Below are 17357 nucleotides of genomic sequence, written 5' to 3'. Positions count from 1 at the left end.
GACTGAAGAGGCCATGCCGCCTGGCGGCTACAGCAGGGATATAACGAAAATATAGAAAGCGGGGGGAGAAGTAAAGCATTCAAATCATATATGATTAATGACCCATAAATTTCTTGGGCCATTATATTTTACGCATTAAGCAGCAATATATTCATACGGTGGATTATTTAGCAGAGCTAAAATATTCGCCAGCAAGCGGGGCGCAATATTATCCGTGGTAGCGTCTTCCTTCCACTGCGTTATTTTAGCCATTTCCATGCCGGCATAACCACACGGGTTGATACGCAGGAAAGGAGAAAGATCCATGTTAACGTTTAGCGCTAAACCGTGGAATGAGCAGCCGCGACGGATACGTAAACCCAGCGAGCAGATTTTCTTTTCACCCACGTAGACGCCCGGCGCATCGGCGCGCGGATGCGCCTCAATACCCATTTCAGCCAGCGTATTTACCACGGTCTGTTCAAGTAGGGTGACTAAATCACGCACGCCCAGTTTACGTCGTTTCAGGTTAAGTAAAACGTACATTACCTGTTGGCCCGGACCATGATAGGTCACCTGTCCTCCACGATCGCTCTGCACAACGGGAATATCGCCAGGCATCAATATATGTTCCGCTTTACCGGCCTGGCCCTGGGTAAACACCGGGTAATGCTCAACCAACCAGATTTCATCATGGCTGTTTTCATCGCGCATATCGGTAAAGTTATGCATGGCCTGAGAGATAGCTTCATAGGGCTGAAGGCCGAGCTGGCGGACAAGGATTTTATCCTGATACAAAACGGCATCTCCGTAGAGAATGAAAAAAGAGAGGAAAGTATATCACAGCGGGGGAGGCGGGGAGTTACCCGGATAAGACCGGGTAACCGTCTGGATGTATTACAATACCATTCGCACGATATCAATATTGCCCAGTTCTTCGTACAGCGTTTCAACCTGTTCAATATGGGTGGCATTAATGGTGATAGAGACCGAGTGGTAGTTGCCTTTGCTGCTCGGTTTTACCGTCGGAGAGTAATCACCAGGCGCATGGCGCTGTACCACTTCAACCACCTGATCAACCAGCTCAGGTAACGCCTGCCCCATTACTTTGTAAGTAAATGGCGTAGGGAATTCAAGCAGTTCGTTAAGTTTGGTTTTCATGTCAGCTCCGGCATTACGTAAAAAAAATAACAACTCCCGCCACAGGGCGGGAGTTTTACTGATGCATAGTATATGGGGACGAAAATCACACTTTCAAGCGTTCAATTTTTATCCAAACCAGTGATGGAACATTAATTTAATGTAATCAATGATTTTACCGAAGAAGTTCCCTTCCGGGATCTCTTGCAGTACGACCAGCGGACGCTGCTCGATGGTTTTACCGTCCAGCTGGAAGTTGATGGTGCCGACTACCTGGTTTTTCTGCAGCGGCGCGTGCAGTTCTGCGGTATTCAGTACATAGCTCGCTTTCAAATCTTTCATGCGACCGCGAGGGATCGTCAGGTAAACGTCTTTATCGACGCCCAGCGAGGCGCGATCGGTATTACCAAACCAGGCGGGTTCAGAGGCGAACTCTTTACCAGCCTTCAGCGGATTAACGGTTTCAAAGAAACGGAAGCCCCACGTCAGCAGTTTTTTGCTTTCTGTTTCACGGCCTTTATAGGTCCGTCCGCCCATCACGGCGGAAATCAATCGCATCTGGCCTTCGGTTGCGGAAGCGACCAGATTATAGCCCGCTTTGCTGGTATGGCCGGTTTTGATGCCGTCCACATTCAGGCTGTTATCCCACAGCAGACCGTTACGGTTTAACTGGCGAATGCCGTTAAAGGTGAACTCTTTTTCTTTATAAACGGCATATTCGTTAGGCACATCGCGAATTAACGCCTGACCAATCAGCGCCATATCGCGAGCTGAACTGTATTGTCCGTCGGCGTCCAGGCCGTGTACGGTCTGGAAGTGGGTATTTTTCAGCCCCAACGCGTTCACATAGCTGTTCATCAGCCCGACGAAAGCATCCTGGCTACCGGCGGCGAAATCAGCCATCGCCACACAGGCGTCATTGCCGGATTGCAGATTGATGCCGCGTATCAACTGAGAGACCGGTACCTGCATTCCCGGCTTGAGGAACATCAGCGAGGAGCCTTTAAATACCGGATTGCCGGTGGCCCAGGCGTCATTACCGACGGTAACCAGGTCGGTTTCTTTAAATTTACCCGCTTTCATTGCCTGTCCGATGACGTAACTGGTCATCATCTTTGTCAGACTAGCCGGGTCGCGACGTTCGTCGGCGTTTTGTTCCGCCAGAACTTTGCCGGAGTTGTAGTCGATCAGGATGTAGGATTCCGCATCGATCTGCGGAACGCCCGGGATCATAGTTTTGATATTCAGGTCATCGGCATGTGCGGTTGAGATAAACGCGGCACAAAGCGCCGTGGTGAGCGCCATGCGCTGCATAAAACGAGCGGAAAAAGTGGTCTTCATGGTCTGAACTACGACGTCCGTGATGAAATTAAAAAAAGAGCCCTACTATAGCAAAAGCATAACTGGCAGGCATCTGACTTTCCGCGTGACTTTGTTAATGTCATTTACAGAAATTGACAGTACAGATACCTGCGATCGGTTACTGCGCGCTGGCGATAAAGGACTGTAATTGTGCTTCTGTTTGCAAACGTTGCTGTAACGCGCTGGCTTCGGCTTTACTGGCAAAAGGCCCCAGTTGAATACGCCAGACCGCGCCGTTTTGTATTACGCGCCCTGGTACGCTGAACTGCTGGCTTAAACGCTGTTGGTACTGCTGCGCACGCGTTTGATCGCTGACGGCGCCGACCTGGACGACGAAACGACCGCTCGCCGCGGTGGCTGGCGCACTCACCGGGGCAGCGGCGGCAGGCGCGCTTACCGGCGTCGCAGTCGCTGGAGCCGTCGCTGGAGCCGCCACCGGCGCGGAAACCGGCGCTGGCTGTGGCGCCGGCGTCGGTTCATTACCCTCCAGCACGCCAGGCGCCAGCGTGGTCGGCGCGCCGAGGAAGCCGCTGCTGCTCACCGGCGCGCCGGTGGTATCGTCACTTTTCAACGTGGAATTACTGACCGGAAGAACGTCGCCTTGCGGTTGCGCAGGCGCTGAAGAGGCGCTTCCCATTCCGCCGCTTAAATCAGGGCGCGGGGGCAGAGCGTAGGTCTGTTTCGCCACCGTCGTACAGGCCATCCCCGGGCCGGAGAGCGAACCATCCGGCGCCACGATAATAGGGTCAATCCGTACTTTAGTATTATTCGAGGTATTCAGACGATCCGCCGCCGCGCGGGACAGGGAGATGACCCGATCGGTGCCATAGGGGCCGCGATCGTTAATACGCACGACGATCATGCGACCGTTGGCTAGGTTGGTGATTCGCGCATAGCTGGGGATAGGCAGTGTCGGATGGGCGGCGGTAAGCTGCATCGGATCGAACATCTCCCCGGAGGCGGTTAAATTACTGCCGGGTTCCGCATCATAAATAGCGGCCAGGCCAGCCTGGCTAAAGCGGGACGGGTCCTGAACGATTTTATAACTTTTACCGTCACGCTGATAATCCTGGTTTGCGGTCGGATTCAGAGGTTCATAACGCGGTTCCGCTCCGCTGATTTCCACAGTCGGACCATTACATACCGCAGGTTGCGGCGCGACGGTGGTTTGCTGCTGACCGCCGTCATTAGTACATGCCGCGAGTAGTACTATCCCTGCCGCGACGCAGATTACAGGCAACTGCTTACGCATTGCGCACCCCTTATACGCTTTTCGACAACATTTTTCTGTGGGTGTGGATCGACATCACAATCCCGAACCCGGCCATCAGCACAATCAGTGCGGAGCCCCCGTAGCTGACCAGGGGTAAAGGTACTCCAACCACAGGCAGAATACCGCTCACCATACCAATATTTACGAAGACATAAACGAATAATATTAACATTAATCCGCCAGCCATCACGCGACCAAATGTAGTTTGCGCTCTGGCGGCAATCCACAGACCGCGCATTATTAGCAAAATATAGAGCGCGAGCAGAATCAGGATGCCCACCAGACCGAGCTCTTCCGCCAGTACCGCGAAGATAAAGTCGGTATGGCGTTCGGGTAAAAACTCCAGCTGCGACTGGGTGCCGTGGAGCCAGCCTTTACCGCGCAGGCCGCCTGAGCCAATGGCGATTTTAGACTGAATAATATGATAGCCCGCGCCCAGCGGATCGGTCTCCGGATCAAGGAGCATCATGACGCGCTGGCGTTGGTAATCGTGCATCAGGAAAAACCACAAAATAGGAATAAACGCAGCGATCAATACAATGGCGACCCCAATTAAGCGCCAGCTCAGGCCAGACAAAAATAGGACAAAGAGACCGGAAAGGGCGACCAGAATAGACGTCCCCAGGTCCGGCTGGGCGGCGACCAGCAGGGTAGGCATAAAGATTAATACCAGGGCGATGGCGGTATTTTTCAGCGAGGGCGGGCAGACGTCGCGGTTAATAAAGCGGGCGACCATCAGCGGCACGGCGATTTTGGCTATTTCCGAAGGCTGAAAGCGAACGATTCCCAGATCGAGCCAGCGCTGCGCGCCTTTGGATATTGCGCCAAAGGCATCAACGGCGACCAGCAAAATGATACAAATGATATAGAGATAGGGCGCCCAGCCTTCATACACGCGCGGCGGGATCTGCGCCATCACCACCATGACCACCAGCCCCATCGCAATCTGACCGATTTTACGCTCCATCATGCCGATGTCCTGGCCGCTGGCGCTCCAGATGACCAACGCGCTGTAAACCAGTAACGCCAGCAGAATGAGTAGCATCGTGGGATCGATATGAATTTTGTCCCAGAAGGTTTTTTTGTTCGGATTATCCGTCATGATTATTGGTCCTCCGCCGCTGCAACCACCGGGTTTTCCGCAGGCAAATGGGTGTTGTTGTCGCCCAGCATGATGTGATCAAGGATTTGGCGCATGATCGTGCCTACTGCCGGGCCTGCGCCGCCGTTTTCAAGGATGATCGCGACGGCGACCTGGGGATTGTTATACGGCGCAAAGGCGGTCATTAATTTATGGTCGCGCAGGCGCTCGGCGATTTTATGCGCATTGTACGTTTCGTTGGCCTTCAGGCCAAAGACCTGCGCGGTGCCCGACTTCGCCGCGATTTTATAGGGCGCGCTGGCAAAATATTTATGCGCCGTGCCGTTAGGGCGGTTGGCGACGCCATACATGCCATCTTTCGCAATTTCCCAGTAGCCGGAGTGAATATCGCCCACCGGCGGCTCATGCGGCTGTACCCACGGCACCTGTTTACCGTTTTCCGCGGTGCTCATTAACAGGTGCGGGACTTTAACTACACCGTCGTTAATAAGGATCATCAGCGCCTTACTCATCTGAATCGGCGTTGCCGTCCAGTAGCCCTGGCCGATGCCCACCGGAATCGTATCGCCCTGATACCACGGTTTTTTAAAGCGTTTCTGTTTCCACTCGCGGGTCGGCATATTACCAGAGCGCTCTTCTGCGAGATCAATTCCGGTATAGTGACCATAGCCGAACTTACCCATCCATTCTGACAGGCGATCGATCCCCATATCATAGGCCACCTGATAGAAGAAGGTATCCGCCGACTCTTCAAGGGATTTGGTGATATTCAGATGCCCGTGGCCCCATTTTTTCCAGTCTCGGTAGCGTTTCTCAGACCCTGGCAACTGCCACCAGCCAGGGTCGAAAAGACTGGTGTTACGGGTGATGACGCCAGCGCTTAACGCCGATACGGCGACGTAAGGCTTAACGGTAGAAGCGGGTGGGTAGACACCCTGAGTCGCGCGGTTCACTAATGGCGTGTTCGGGTCGTTAAGCAGCCCGGAGTAATCTTTGCTGGAGATGCCGTCCACGAAAAGGTTAGGGTCGTAACTTGGCATGGAGACCAGCGATAGCACGCCGCCGGTACGCGGATCGGTGACAATCACCGCCGCGCGACTGCCTGCCAGCAGCGTTTCAATATACTGCTGGAGCTTGAGATCCAGCGTCAGGTAGATATCGTGTCCGGCCTGCGGCGGCACCTCTTTAAGCTGGCGAATAACGCGGCCGCGGTTGTTGACTTCAACCTCTTCATAACCGGTTTGCCCATGCAGAATATCTTCATAGTAGCGCTCAATGCCCAGCTTGCCGATGTCATGGGTGGCGGCGTAGTTCGCCAGTTTGTTTTCTCTGTCGAGACGCTCGACGTCTTTATCATTGATTTTCGATACGTAGCCGATAACGTGGGTCAGCGCCGATCCGTATGGATAATAGCGGCGTTTATAGCCTTTGACTTCGACGCCCGGAAAACGGTACTGGTTGACAGCAAAGCGCGCGACCTGAACTTCCGTCAGGTTTGTTTTCACCGGAATAGAAGTAAAGCGATGGGATCGGGCGCGCTCTTTTTTAAAGGCGGCGATATCGTCGTCGTTTAAATCGACCACACTGCGTAGCGCATCCAGCGTTTGCTGAACGTTATCCACCTTTTCCGGCATCATTTCAATCTGATAGATAGTGCGGTTCAGCGCAAGGGGAATGCCGTTACGGTCGTAGATTATCCCGCGGCTTGGCGCAATTGGCACCAGCTTGATACGGTTTTCGTTCGAGCGGGTCTGGTAATCGGTAAAACGAAGGATTTGCAGATTATACAAATTGGCGATCAGTACGCCGGTCAGCAGCAAAATACCCAAAAAGGCGACCAGCGCCCGACGCACAAACAGTGCGGACTCAGCCGTATAGTCACGAAAAGAATTTTGTCGTTTCATCCGCTGCTTAATCTTCTCAAGACTTCACGATCACTCACGGTGATAAGGGTGGTTGGTTGTGATGCTCCACGCCCGGTACAAACTCTCCGCAACCAGAACCCGAACCAGCGGGTGAGGGAGCGTTAACGCCGAGAGCGACCAGCTCTGTTCCGCTGCCGCTTTGCAGGCGGGAGATAATCCTTCCGGGCCGCCAATCAGCAAACTGACGTCGCGCCCGTCCTGTTTCCAGCGCTCCAGCTCATTGGCTAACTGCGGCGTATCCCACGGCTTGCCTGGAATATCCAGGGTAACAATGCGATTCTTACCGGCGGCGGCCAGCATCTGCTCGCCCTCTTTGTCGAGAATGCGTTTGATATCCGCGTTCTTGCCGCGTTTGCCCGCAGGGATTTCGATCAGCTCAAAGGGCATATCTTTCGGAAAACGACGCAGATATTCCGTAAATCCCGTTTGAACCCAGTCGGGCATCTTCGTGCCGACAGCGACAAGTTGCAGCTTCACGCATTAACTCCAGAGTTTTTCCAGTTCATACAGGCGGCGACTTTCTTCCTGCATGACATGCACAATCACATCGCCCAGATCGACGACAATCCAGTCAGCCGCATTTTCGCCTTCGACGCCCAATGGCAGCATACCGGCCGCGCGCGACGACTGCACCACGTGGTCGGCAATAGACATAACGTGACGGCTGGAGGTGCCGGTACAAATAATCATACAGTCGGTGATACTGGATTTACCCTGAACATCTAAGGCGATGATGTCCTGACCTTTCAGGTCATCAATTTTGTCGATAACAAAATCCTGGAGTGCTTTACCCTGCAAGTTTTCCCCCTGGGTGAATAATTGCGTTATAACGATAGAAAAAAGGCCAACAGGCTGGACCGGTAAGGCGTTGCGAGTTAACGCTAACCTTCCGGCGGGACGCCATGTAGTATACCTGAATCAGCGGCGATACCGGGACTTATGTCGCCGGATCGGCGTTTAAAACCAGATTATCATCCCATCCCACGTCACAGAAAGCATCGCCATTTTTGTAAAACAATTTCTGCAAAGCTCTGCAAGGTGAAAAAAGCCTGGCTGCGGAGAATAACAGCCTGTCGGGGGCTGTCAATGGGCGAAACCGCTGCGGCGAGAAAAAACGGAAAATTCATCACTCAGGCCGCCAGACGGCACGACTATTTAATACTTTCAGGGTGGCGAACCCTTCGCATATGTCGATTGCGCTCCAGCATCCCTGTTCTACCCGGAAATGCCATAGCGAGGCGGCGGGCATTGCGAGAAGACGGGCAATCAACAGGCTGAGTACGCCCTGATGGCTGACGATCAGCAGGTTCTGGCAATCGCTGAACGCGTCGAGTCGCGAGATAAAGCGCTCTACGCGCCGGGTAAAAGCCTGAAAACCCTCGCCATTGGTCGGAACCGCATTCTGCCAGTCCGTACACCAGGCGGCATAGCTTTCGGCATCTTCATGGGCGAGGTCGCGGTGATGGCGCATTTCCCAGTCGCCGAAGTACATCTCATTAAGCTCAGGTAAGATGTGTTGCGGCGTATCCCGGCCCTCCAGTACGAGCCGGGCGGTATGGCGCGCGCGTTCCAGCTCGCTGCATAACACCCGGTCAAATGGCGCGTGGCGCAATAAAGTATGTAGCGTTTTCGCCTGGCCAATCCCATTTTCCGTTAACGGCGTGGGAGCATGTCCGCTATACAACCCGGCGACATTGGCCTCGGTTTCGCCATGACGCACCAGCCACAATCGCATGGTATTCCTCATGAGGTTAAATGCGCAAAACATGATAATGCCCCTGATTGCGCAACGTTTTTTTCACTAAAATAGCGTTTTTTGGCCGGAGGCATAATGGCGTTATTCAACAGCGCGCATGGCGGTAATATTCGGGAAGCCGCGACGGTGTTGGGCATCTCGCCTGACCAGTTACTGGATTTTAGCGCAAACATTAATCCGCTGGGTATGCCTGTCAGCGTGAAACGCGCGCTTATCGACAATCTGGACTGCATTGAGCGCTACCCGGACGCCGATTATTTTCATTTGCACCAGGCGCTGGCGCGTCATCACCAGGTGCCGGCATCGTGGATACTGGCGGGAAATGGCGAGACGGAGTCAATCTTTACCGTGGCGAGCGGTCTTAAACCGCGTCGTGCAATGATTGTCACGCCAGGTTTCGCGGAGTATGGCCGGGCGCTGGCGCAAATTGGCTGTGAAATTCGTCGCTGGTCTCTACGCGAAGCGGATGGCTGGCAGCTTACCGATGCCATTCTTGAGGCGTTGACGCCCGATCTGGACTGCCTGTTTCTGTGTACGCCCAATAATCCAACCGGCCTGCTGCCGGAGCGGCAGTTATTACAGGCCATTGCCGATCGCTGCAAATCGCTGAGCATTAACCTGATCCTGGATGAGGCGTTTATCGATTTTATTCCGCATGAGACGGGCTTTATTCCTGCTCTTAAAGATAATCCGCATATCTGGGTGCTGCGTTCGCTGACCAAATTTTATGCCATTCCCGGCCTGCGGTTGGGATATCTCGTCAATAGCGATGACGCGGCGGTGGCGCGGATGCGTCGCCAACAAATGCCGTGGTCGGTTAACGCGCTGGCGGCGCTGGCCGGTGAGGTAGCGTTACAGGATAGTGCCTGGCAACAGGCGACCTGGCATTGGTTACGGGAGGAGGGCGCCCGGTTTTATCAGGCGCTTTGTCAGCTCCCCCTGCTGACGGTTTATCCCGGGCGGGCAAACTATCTGTTGTTACGCTGTGAGCGAGAGGATATTGATCTGCAGCGACGGTTGCTGACGCAGCGGATTTTAATCCGTAGCTGCGCTAACTACCCGGGGCTGGACAGCCGCTATTATCGTGTGGCGATACGCAGCGCTGCGCAAAACGAGCGTCTGCTGGCGGCGCTGCGCAATGTGCTTACCGGTATAGCCCCTGCTGATTGATGTAGTTCAGCACGTTTTCCGGCAACAGATCGTCGCAGGATTCGCCTTTTTCCAGCCGTTCGCGGATGAGGGTTGCGGAGATATTAAGCCAGGGCGTTTCCGCCAGGTAAATTTTACCGGCTGGCAACTGGTGCAGATCGTCCGGCGTATGGGTCAGATGCTGTTCCAGCCACTGCTGGTGTTGCGCCTGCGTCATTTCAAGGGGATAGCCCGGACGACGACAAACGATCAGGTGAGTGTTATCAAGGATGGTGTCGTAATCATGCCAGGTGGGGAAGTTAAGCAGAGAGTCCTGGCCGATAATAAACGCCAGCGGCGCTTCGGGACCCTGTTCTTCGCGCCATGCTTTCAGCGTTTGCGCAGTGTAAGAGGGCGCGTTTCGCTGTAGCTCGCGTTCATCCAGCGTAAAAAGCGGCTTATCGGCGATAGCCAGCTCCAGCATATATTTACGCTGCGCGCTGGAGGCTTCCGGCTGGGGGCGATGCGGCGGCACATTGTTAGGCATAATAATCACCCGCGATAAGCCGATCAGATTCGCCAGCGTTTCAACAGGTTTAAGATGTCCATAATGCACCGGATCAAAGGTGCCGCCGAATAAAGCCTGTAACGATTTCATATCACCCATCAATAAATACGTCTGCCAGCGCCTTATGGCAGAGCAGGAGCGACAGCCCTTCAAGATCTGCCCATACCGACTGACCATAATCCTGTTTGAGCGTAATTTCTGTACGCGTCAGTAACTGCACGGCCTGGCGAAGCTGCGCAGGATGGAGACGCTGCAACGCGTCGCCGATCATGGGGCGACGGTTTTGCCAGACCCGGTGTTTATCAAACAGCGCGCGTAACGGCGTATGCGCGGACTGACGTTTGAGATTTACCAGTAGCAGCAGCTCTCGCTGGAGGGTGCGCAGCAGAATAACCGGTTCGCTGCCTTCAAGGCGTAGCTGTTGCAGAATATGCAGCGCGCGTTTGCTTTTCCCCATCAGTAACGCATCCACCCAGTGGAAAGGGGTAAAGTGGGCGGCGTCATTGACGGCCTGCTCTACGCGAGGAAGCGTTAACTTACCGTCAGGCCAAAGCAGCGACAGCCGTTCCAGCGCCTGCGCCAGCGCCAACAGATTGCCCTCATAGCAATAGCACAGCAGTTGGTTCGCGGCGTCATCCAGTTGCAAATTCTGTGCTTTCGCTCTGGCGGCCACCCAGCGGGGAAGCTGCGCCTGCTCCGGCGTCTGACAACTGACCTGAACGCTACGGTCTGCCAGCGCGGTATACCAGGCGGCGTTTTCCTGCGCTTTGGTGAGCTTGTTTCCGCGTACTATTAATAACAGGTCGTCATGCAGCAGCTCGCTCAGGGTGGCGAGTTGCTCATTCATTGCCGCGTTAGGCCCGTTTTCCGGCAGTTGCAGCACCAGCGTTTGACGGCTGGCGAACAGGCTCATCGCCTGGCAGAGTGAGAAAAGCGATCCCCAGTCGGTACTGGGATCGAGAGTAAAAGCGTGGTGCTCTTCGAAGCCTTGCGACGCAGCCGCCAGACGAATAGCGTCCTGACTTTCCTGCAGCAGCAGCGGATCGTTGCCCAATAGCAGATATGCCGCACGCAGCCCTTCGTTGAGCTGCGCGCGGAGTTGTTCAGGATACAACCTGATCATTAGTTACTCAGCGTAGTGGAGACGCGTGCTGGCGTAGAGGCGGGCGCCGCCGTCTCATTGTCGGCGGTAGCCTCCTCTTTCGTCGCCTGAATATCCGCCGCGCGGACGCTGGTCAGCTTACGAATCAGCTGTTCAGCGGCTTTGTCATACATCTCCTGAACGATCATGGCCTGCTCGTTATCCTTCGCCAACGCCATCTGCGGGTTATCGAAGAACGAACGGTACACTTTCGTGCTGATAGGATAGATGTCATGGCCCGGAATCAATACCGAGGCATTGACGGTCATCACCATCTGATATTCCGCCGTCTGGCCATCCTGGAACACTGACGCCGTATCCTGCGAAATAGTCACCGTTCCAAGCCGCAGAGACGGAACGTCTTTGCGCGTTGTGTCTTTATCAAGCAGGTTTACGTTATTCAGCCGTAACTGATTACGTACCGCACGACTTAGCGGACCGTTCGGATCGCCGGAATCGAGGATCATCGTTTTCATTGAAGCCGGAACCTGCGTAGTGCTACGCAGATGCCAGCCGCATCCGGCGGTGACCAGCACCGCCAGAGATAACAACAGTGTTACCAGATATCGCACGCTTCCTCCCGCGCTTAGCCAACAACCAGATTGAGGAGTTTACCCGGAACGTAAATCACTTTACGCACGGTAACGCCATCAAGATATTTTGCCACCAGATGTTCCTGGCCTGCACGTTCACGCACCTGTTCTTCGGTGGCATCCACCGCAACGGTGATCTTACCGCGAACTTTACCGTTAACCTGCACGACAACCAGCGTGGTGTTTTCCACCATTGCCTGCTCGTCGGCAACCGGCCACGGCGCGTTGTCGATATCACCTTCGCCGCCCAGTTCCTGCCACAAGGTAAAGCAGACGTGCGGGGTGAACGGGTTAAGCATACGCACGACGGCCTGCAGCGCTTCCTGAAGCAGGGCGCGGTCTTGTTCGCCTTCCTGCGGGGCTTTCGCCAGTTTGTTCATCAACTCCATGATCGCCGCAATGGCGGTGTTGAACGTCTGACGGCGGCCGATATCATCGGTCACTTTGGCAATGGTTTTATGCACATCGCGACGCAGCGCTTTTTGATCTTCGCTCAGCGCATCGACGTTCAGCGCCGCGACAGGACCTTTAGCGGTGTGTTCGTAAACCAGCTTCCAGACGCGTTTAATAAAGCGGTTTGCGCCTTCTACGCCGGACTCCTGCCATTCCAGAGTCATATCCGCCGGAGAAGCGAACATCATAAACAGGCGTACCGTATCCGCGCCATAACGTTCAACCATTACCTGCGGGTCGATACCGTTATTTTTCGACTTGGACATTTTACTCATGCCAGTGTAGACCAGCTCATGACCCGCTGCGTCTTTTGCTTTGACGATGCGGCCTTTTTCATCGCGCTCGACGATAGCGTCAACTGGCGAAACCCAGTTACGCTCGCCGTTCTCGCCGACATAATAGAACGCATCCGCCAGTACCATGCCCTGGCACAGCAACTGTTTAGCCGGCTCGTCAGAGGTGACCATGCCCGCATCGCGCATCAGCTTATGGAAGAAGCGGAAGTAGAGCAGGTGCATGATGGCATGTTCAATACCGCCGATGTAGATGTCGACCGGCAGCCAGTAGTTTGCCGCTTTCGAATCCAGCATTCCTTCCTGATACTGCGGGCAGGTGTAACGCGCGTAGTACCATGACGATTCCATAAAGGTGTCGAAGGTGTCGGTTTCACGCAGCGCCGGCATACCGTTAACGGTGGTTTTCGCCCACTCAGGATCGGCTTTAATCGGGCTGGTGATGCCGTCCATGACGACATCTTCCGGCAGAATAACCGGCAGTTGATCTTCCGGCGTCGGCAGCACGGTGCCGTCTTCCAGGGTGACCATCGGGATCGGCGCGCCCCAGTAACGCTGACGGGAAACGCCCCAGTCACGCAGACGATAGTTCACTTTACGTTCGCCGACGCCTTTTTCCGCCAGTTTATCGGCAATGGCGTTAAACGCCGCTTCAAAGGCCAGACCGTCGAACTCGCCGGAGTTAAACAGCACGCCTTTTTCGGTCAGCGCCTGTTCGGAAAGATCCGGCTCGGAACCGTCGGCGGCCAGAATCACCGGCTTGATGGTCAAACCGTATTTGGAGGCAAATTCGTAGTCGCGCTGATCGTGACCCGGAACGGCCATCACCGCGCCAGTGCCGTACTCCATCAGGACAAAGTTTGCCGCCCAGACCGGGATCTCTTCGCCAGTTAACGGATGAATCGCTTTATAGCCGGTGTCGACGCCTTTTTTCTCCATGGTCGCCATTTCGGCTTCGGCCACTTTGGTGTTACGGCATTCGTCGATGAACGCCGCCAGCTCGGCGTTGTTCGCCGCCGCTTTTTGCGCCAGCGGATGACCGGCGGCCACCGCCAGGTAAGTGGCGCCCATAAAGGTATCCGGACGGGTGGTATAGACGGTCAGCGTGTTATCGTAACCCTTCACATCGAAGGTGATTTCCACGCCTTCAGAGCGGCCAATCCAGTTGCGCTGCATCGTTTTCACGGTATCAGGCCAGTGGTCCAGCTTATCCAGATCGCGCAACAGTTCGTCTGCGTAAGCGGTGATTTTGATAAACCACTGTGGGATCTCTTTACGCTCAACTTTGGTGTCGCAGCGCCAGCAGCAGCCGTCGATCACCTGTTCGTTGGCGAGAACGGTCTGATCGTTCGGGCACCAGTTAACGGCAGAAGTCTTCTTGTACACCAGGCCTTTTTTATACAGCTCGGTGAAGAACTTCTGTTCCCAACGGTAGTATTCCGGGGTGCAGGTCGCGATTTCACGGCTCCAGTCATAGCCAAAACCCAGCGTTTTGAGCTGGTTTTTCATGTACGCGATGTTGTCGTACGTCCACGGCGCCGGCGCGGTGTTGTTCTTCACCGCCGCGCCTTCCGCCGGCAGGCCGAAGGCGTCCCAGCCGATTGGCTGCAGCACGTTTTTGCCCAGCATACGCTGGTAGCGGGCAACCACGTCGCCGATGGTGTAGTTACGTACGTGGCCCATGTGTAGTCGGCCAGAAGGATAGGGAAGCATCGACAGGCAGTAATACTTCTCTTTGCTCTCGTCTTCGGTCACTTCAAATGTGCGCTTCTCATCCCAGTGAAGCTGTACTTTGGATTCTATCTCTTCCGGGCGGTATTGCTCTTGCATGGCAGCCAGTAGTCCTGTTTTCGATACAGCTACAAATGTAGCTTTAGAGGTGGTGTTTAGATCCGCATAGCATAGCCCAAACACGCACGTCAAAACAGGGGGTAGAACATTTGTCGTGTCAGGCGTTCATGAGGAGGTGACGCAAAATGCGACACGACTGAGGCAAATTACCGCAGTTCCTGTCATCGCCAGATCGGCCTGTAAAAATAAAGTCATATAAACCATGCAGTTAAAAAATGGCACGCCTTTTGATTAGGGAAGACAGGACTAAAGCAAAGGAGTTAATCGTGAAAAAAAATGCAGTGGTGATTCACCCTCAGGATTGCGTCGCGACGGCTATTACGGCGCTCAAGGCCGGCGAAACCGCCACAATGTTCATTGGCGAACGCGAGATAAGCGTTGTGTTACATCAGGATGTGCCATTTGGCCACAAATTCGCCATCTGCGATGTGCCTTTTCATGGCGAAGTTTATAAATATGGCGAATCCATTGGCCGCGCCACTCAGGAAATAAAAAGTGGCGACTATGTGCACGTCCACAATGTGGAAAGTGAACGCGGACGTGGTGACTGGAAATAATATAAAACAAGGGAAAATGATTATGAGCAATGAGACTTTTTTGGGGTTCCGCCGCCCTGACGGCCGTTTTGGCATCCGTAATTATGTACTGATTTTACCTACCAGCGTTTGTGCGAATAAAGTCGCCCGGGATATTGCCCGGCAGGTAAAAGGCGCGACATGGGTGAATAACGATTTTGGCTGCTGCCAGGTAGCAGGCGATGCGCGTCTGACGGAAAAGACATTGATTAATGTGGCGAATAATCCCAACGTCGGCGCTATTGTGGTTGTGGGCTTAGGCTGTGAAGGCGCGGAGCCGCTACGCATCGCAGAGGAGATTACCGCATTTGGCAAACCGACCTCCTGCATTACCATTCAGGAAGAGGGCGGCACGCTTAAATGTCAGGCCAGGGGGATTTCGCTGGCCCGCGACTATGCGCAACAACTCTCCATGCAAAAACCGCAGCAAGCACCGGTTAGCGAGCTGCTGCTGGCGATGGAGTGCGGCGGGTCAGATACGACATCGGGGCTGGCGTCTAACCCTTCCTGCGGGGTCGCCTCGGATAAGCTGATACGCTGCGGCGGAAGCTCAATTCTTTCTGAAACGACGGAATTTATTGGCGCCGAGCATGTGATGGCGAAACGCGCGGTGACGCCGGAGGTTGGTCAACAGCTCATTGATTTAGTGGTCGGCTGCGAGGCGCGAGCAAAAGCGCTGGGCGAGGATATTCGCGGGGGACAGCCGACGCCGGGCAATATTAAAGGCGGGCTGACTACCATTGAAGAAAAATCGTTAGGCTGTATGCATAAAGCAGGTCATGCGCCGCTACAGGGCGTACTGGAATATGCCGATAGCCCAACGCATCCTGGCCTGTGGATTATGGATACCCCGGGGCAGGATATTGAATCTATTTCCGGCATGGTGGCGGGTGGAGCGCAGATCGTTATTTTTACTACCGGTCGCGGAACGCCTGCCGGTAACCCAATAGCGCCGGTAATAAAAATTACGGGTAATAAAGCAACGTGGGAAATGATGCAGGACAATATTGATATTGATGTGTCCGTCATTATGTCTGGCGAGGCTTCTATTACGCAAATGGGCGAGGAAATTTATCAGGAAATTTTACGCGTCGCGAATGGGAAAACGACTAAATCAGAAGATTTAGGTCATAACGAATTCTCTATTTATAAGATCGCGCCGACGTTCTGATACCAAATCGGGCAGCACAAGCTGTCCGGTTATCTCCTGGGAATAAGCTATGAAAATTAAAAAAACACTGGAACGTTTTCCTGGTGGTATGATGGTTGTACCGCTGATCATCGGCGCATTGTTTAAAACCTTTGCGCCGGAGGCGCTGGAAATAGGCGGTTTTGTCACTTCTATTTCGCATGGCGCAATGGCGATTTTAGGCATGTTTTTAGTCTGTATGGGCGCGGATATCCAGTTTAAAGCCGCGCCGAAAGCGTTGAAAAAAGGCGCTGCGATCACCTTTGCGAAATTTGCCAGCGGCGTGATTATTGGCATTCTGGTCGGGAAATTTTGCGGCCCGGATGGGTTATTAGGTCTGTCGGCTTTAGCGATTATTTCGGCGATGACCAACTCGAACAGTGGGTTATATGCCGCGTTGGTGGGGGAGTACGGCGATGAAACCGACGGCGGCGCGATTGCGGTAATATCGTTGAACGATGGTCCCTTTTTCACCATGCTGGCGTTAGGGTCGGCAGGCATGGTGTCGATACCCTTTATGAATCTGGTGGCGGTTATTATTCCCATTATCATTGGCATGATTTTGGGCAATCTGGATGAGGACATGCGCAAGTTTCTTAAACAGGGCAGCGTGGTAACGATTCCCTTTTTTGCCTTTGGGTTAGGATACGGTATTGATTTCGCACGACTTATCACGGCAGGCTCTTCAGGCATTTTACTGGGACTCATGACGGTGGCGATTGGCGGATTTTTTAATATTTTCGCCGATCGTCTGACGGGAGGCAGCGGCGTGGCAGGCGCGGCGGTATCCACCACCTCTGGCAACGCCGTCGCGACGCCAGCGGCAATCGCGCTGCTCGATCCGCATTTTACCGACCTGGCGTCGACGGCGGCGGCGCAGGTGGCGGCCTCGACGATTATTACCGCTCTGTGCGCCCCCTTCCTGACCGTATGGATAAAAAAACGTTACGATCGTAAACTGAACCCAGCCGCCGCAGGCGGTTAGCGTTTCGGCGGAAAATAAATCACGACGGGCGGTCTCGCCCGTTT

17 protein-coding genes are annotated in these 17357 nt (G+C 54.2%); 4 read left to right on the top strand and 13 right to left on the bottom strand.

The genetic code is table 11. The features are described from left to right. Window positions 1-135 precede the first annotated feature (135 nt). From lipB to HU143_RS15870, 9 genes are all read right to left on the bottom strand, one after another. Window positions 136-777 carry a lipoyl(octanoyl) transferase LipB gene (gene lipB / locus HU143_RS15910; RefSeq protein ID WP_000284016.1) on the bottom strand — a complete coding sequence of 214 codons (642 nt, stop codon included), beginning with the start codon at window positions 775-777 and terminating at the stop codon, window positions 136-138. Between the two features lie 99 nt (window positions 778-876). Then, on the bottom strand, window positions 877-1140 hold the full coding sequence (ybeD, locus tag HU143_RS15905; RefSeq protein ID WP_000850547.1) for a DUF493 family protein YbeD: 264 nt from the start codon (window positions 1138-1140) through the stop codon (window positions 877-879). 108 nt (window positions 1141-1248) lie between these two features. Continuing rightward, window positions 1249-2460, bottom strand: coding sequence for a D-alanyl-D-alanine carboxypeptidase DacA (gene dacA / locus HU143_RS15900; RefSeq protein ID WP_000858711.1), 1212 nt, complete (start codon window positions 2458-2460; stop codon window positions 1249-1251). Window positions 2461-2599: 139 nt separating this feature from the next. Then, on the bottom strand, window positions 2600-3733 hold the full coding sequence (gene rlpA, locus HU143_RS15895; protein ID WP_023227396.1) for an endolytic peptidoglycan transglycosylase RlpA: 1134 nt from the start codon (window positions 3731-3733) through the stop codon (window positions 2600-2602). A 10-nt stretch (window positions 3734-3743) separates the two neighbouring features. Next, entirely contained in the window at window positions 3744-4856 is a 1113-nt protein-coding gene (gene mrdB / locus HU143_RS15890; RefSeq protein WP_000131713.1) for a peptidoglycan glycosyltransferase MrdB, read from the bottom strand. Between the two features lie 2 nt (window positions 4857-4858). Further along, window positions 4859-6760 (bottom strand): peptidoglycan DD-transpeptidase MrdA, encoded by a 1902-nt coding sequence (gene mrdA, locus HU143_RS15885; protein ID WP_000828700.1) that lies wholly within the window; start codon window positions 6758-6760, stop codon window positions 4859-4861. A 30-nt stretch (window positions 6761-6790) separates the two neighbouring features. Further along, on the bottom strand, window positions 6791-7258 hold the full coding sequence (gene rlmH / locus HU143_RS15880) for a 23S rRNA (pseudouridine(1915)-N(3))-methyltransferase RlmH (protein ID WP_000776107.1): 468 nt from the start codon (window positions 7256-7258) through the stop codon (window positions 6791-6793). A gap of 3 nt (window positions 7259-7261) precedes the next feature. Then, window positions 7262-7579, bottom strand: a complete 318-nt coding sequence (gene rsfS / locus HU143_RS15875; protein ID WP_001161670.1) for a ribosome silencing factor — start codon at window positions 7577-7579, stop codon at window positions 7262-7264. Between the two features lie 328 nt (window positions 7580-7907). After that, window positions 7908-8516 (bottom strand): adenosylcobalamin/alpha-ribazole phosphatase, encoded by a 609-nt coding sequence (locus HU143_RS15870; protein WP_001241926.1) that lies wholly within the window; start codon window positions 8514-8516, stop codon window positions 7908-7910. Between the two features lie 96 nt (window positions 8517-8612). Here HU143_RS15870 and cobD point away from each other — a divergent pair, with 96 nt between their 5' ends. Continuing rightward, window positions 8613-9707, top strand: a complete 1095-nt coding sequence (cobD, locus tag HU143_RS15865) for a threonine-phosphate decarboxylase CobD (RefSeq protein ID WP_023227397.1) — start codon at window positions 8613-8615, stop codon at window positions 9705-9707. Here cobD and nadD read toward each other — a convergent pair. The 4 genes from nadD to leuS are packed head-to-tail and all read right to left on the bottom strand — an operon-like array spanning window position 9682 to window position 14543. Next, window positions 9682-10323 carry a nicotinate-nucleotide adenylyltransferase gene (nadD, locus tag HU143_RS15860; protein ID WP_001518902.1) on the bottom strand — a complete coding sequence of 214 codons (642 nt, stop codon included), beginning with the start codon at window positions 10321-10323 and terminating at the stop codon, window positions 9682-9684. The two genes, cobD and nadD, sit on opposite strands and share 26 nt — an antisense overlap. Before the next feature lies 1 nt (window position 10324). Continuing rightward, complete coding sequence (gene holA, locus HU143_RS15855; RefSeq protein ID WP_000620491.1) at window positions 10325-11356, bottom strand: DNA polymerase III subunit delta; 1032 nt, start codon at window positions 11354-11356, stop codon at window positions 10325-10327. Then, entirely contained in the window at window positions 11356-11946 is a 591-nt protein-coding gene (gene lptE / locus HU143_RS15850) for an LPS assembly lipoprotein LptE (RefSeq protein ID WP_001269950.1), read from the bottom strand. Before lptE ends, holA begins: the two co-directional genes overlap by 1 nt. A gap of 14 nt (window positions 11947-11960) precedes the next feature. Beyond that, complete coding sequence (gene leuS, locus HU143_RS15845; protein WP_001157916.1) at window positions 11961-14543, bottom strand: leucine--tRNA ligase; 2583 nt, start codon at window positions 14541-14543, stop codon at window positions 11961-11963. Between the two features lie 236 nt (window positions 14544-14779). Between leuS and HU143_RS15840 the strand changes: the two genes are divergently transcribed. Genes HU143_RS15840 through HU143_RS15830 form a run of 3 tightly spaced genes read left to right on the top strand, consistent with a single transcriptional unit; the run spans window position 14780 to window position 17313 of the window. Continuing rightward, window positions 14780-15121 (top strand): UxaA family hydrolase, encoded by a 342-nt coding sequence (locus HU143_RS15840; RefSeq protein ID WP_001574029.1) that lies wholly within the window; start codon window positions 14780-14782, stop codon window positions 15119-15121. A 16-nt stretch (window positions 15122-15137) separates the two neighbouring features. After that, window positions 15138-16310 (top strand): UxaA family hydrolase, encoded by a 1173-nt coding sequence (locus HU143_RS15835; RefSeq protein WP_077944223.1) that lies wholly within the window; start codon window positions 15138-15140, stop codon window positions 16308-16310. A 49-nt stretch (window positions 16311-16359) separates the two neighbouring features. After that, on the top strand, window positions 16360-17313 hold the full coding sequence (locus HU143_RS15830; protein ID WP_000694477.1) for a 2-keto-3-deoxygluconate permease: 954 nt from the start codon (window positions 16360-16362) through the stop codon (window positions 17311-17313). Window positions 17314-17357 lie beyond the last annotated feature (44 nt).

The sequence above is a fragment of the Salmonella sp. SJTUF14076 genome (genome assembly GCF_015534835.1).
Classification (GTDB): domain Bacteria; phylum Pseudomonadota; class Gammaproteobacteria; order Enterobacterales; family Enterobacteriaceae; genus Salmonella; species Salmonella enterica.
Note: the sequence above shows the minus strand (reverse complement) of the source record. Positions and strands in the feature narration are given on the sequence as shown.

Coding starts and splice junctions, on each gene's coding strand:
- ybeD (WP_000850547.1), bottom strand. CDS start 1,140: ATGAAAACCAAACTTAACGAACTGCTTGAATTCCCTACGCCATTTACT.
- dacA (WP_000858711.1), bottom strand. CDS start 2,460: ATGAAGACCACTTTTTCCGCTCGTTTTATGCAGCGCATGGCGCTCACC.
- rlpA (WP_023227396.1), bottom strand. CDS start 3,733: ATGCGTAAGCAGTTGCCTGTAATCTGCGTCGCGGCAGGGATAGTACTA.
- mrdB (WP_000131713.1), bottom strand. CDS start 4,856: ATGACGGATAATCCGAACAAAAAAACCTTCTGGGACAAAATTCATATC.
- mrdA (WP_000828700.1), bottom strand. CDS start 6,760: ATGAAACGACAAAATTCTTTTCGTGACTATACGGCTGAGTCCGCACTG.
- HU143_RS15870 (WP_001241926.1), bottom strand. CDS start 8,516: ATGCGATTGTGGCTGGTGCGTCATGGCGAAACCGAGGCCAATGTCGCC.
- cobD (WP_023227397.1), top strand. CDS start 8,613: ATGGCGTTATTCAACAGCGCGCATGGCGGTAATATTCGGGAAGCCGCG.
- nadD (WP_001518902.1), bottom strand. CDS start 10,323: ATGAAATCGTTACAGGCTTTATTCGGCGGCACCTTTGATCCGGTGCAT.
- holA (WP_000620491.1), bottom strand. CDS start 11,356: ATGATCAGGTTGTATCCTGAACAACTCCGCGCGCAGCTCAACGAAGGG.
- leuS (WP_001157916.1), bottom strand. CDS start 14,543: ATGCAAGAGCAATACCGCCCGGAAGAGATAGAATCCAAAGTACAGCTT.
- HU143_RS15840 (WP_001574029.1), top strand. CDS start 14,780: ATGGCACGCCTTTTGATTAGGGAAGACAGGACTAAAGCAAAGGAGTTA.
- HU143_RS15835 (WP_077944223.1), top strand. CDS start 15,138: ATGATTATGAGCAATGAGACTTTTTTGGGGTTCCGCCGCCCTGACGGC.
- HU143_RS15830 (WP_000694477.1), top strand. CDS start 16,360: ATGAAAATTAAAAAAACACTGGAACGTTTTCCTGGTGGTATGATGGTT.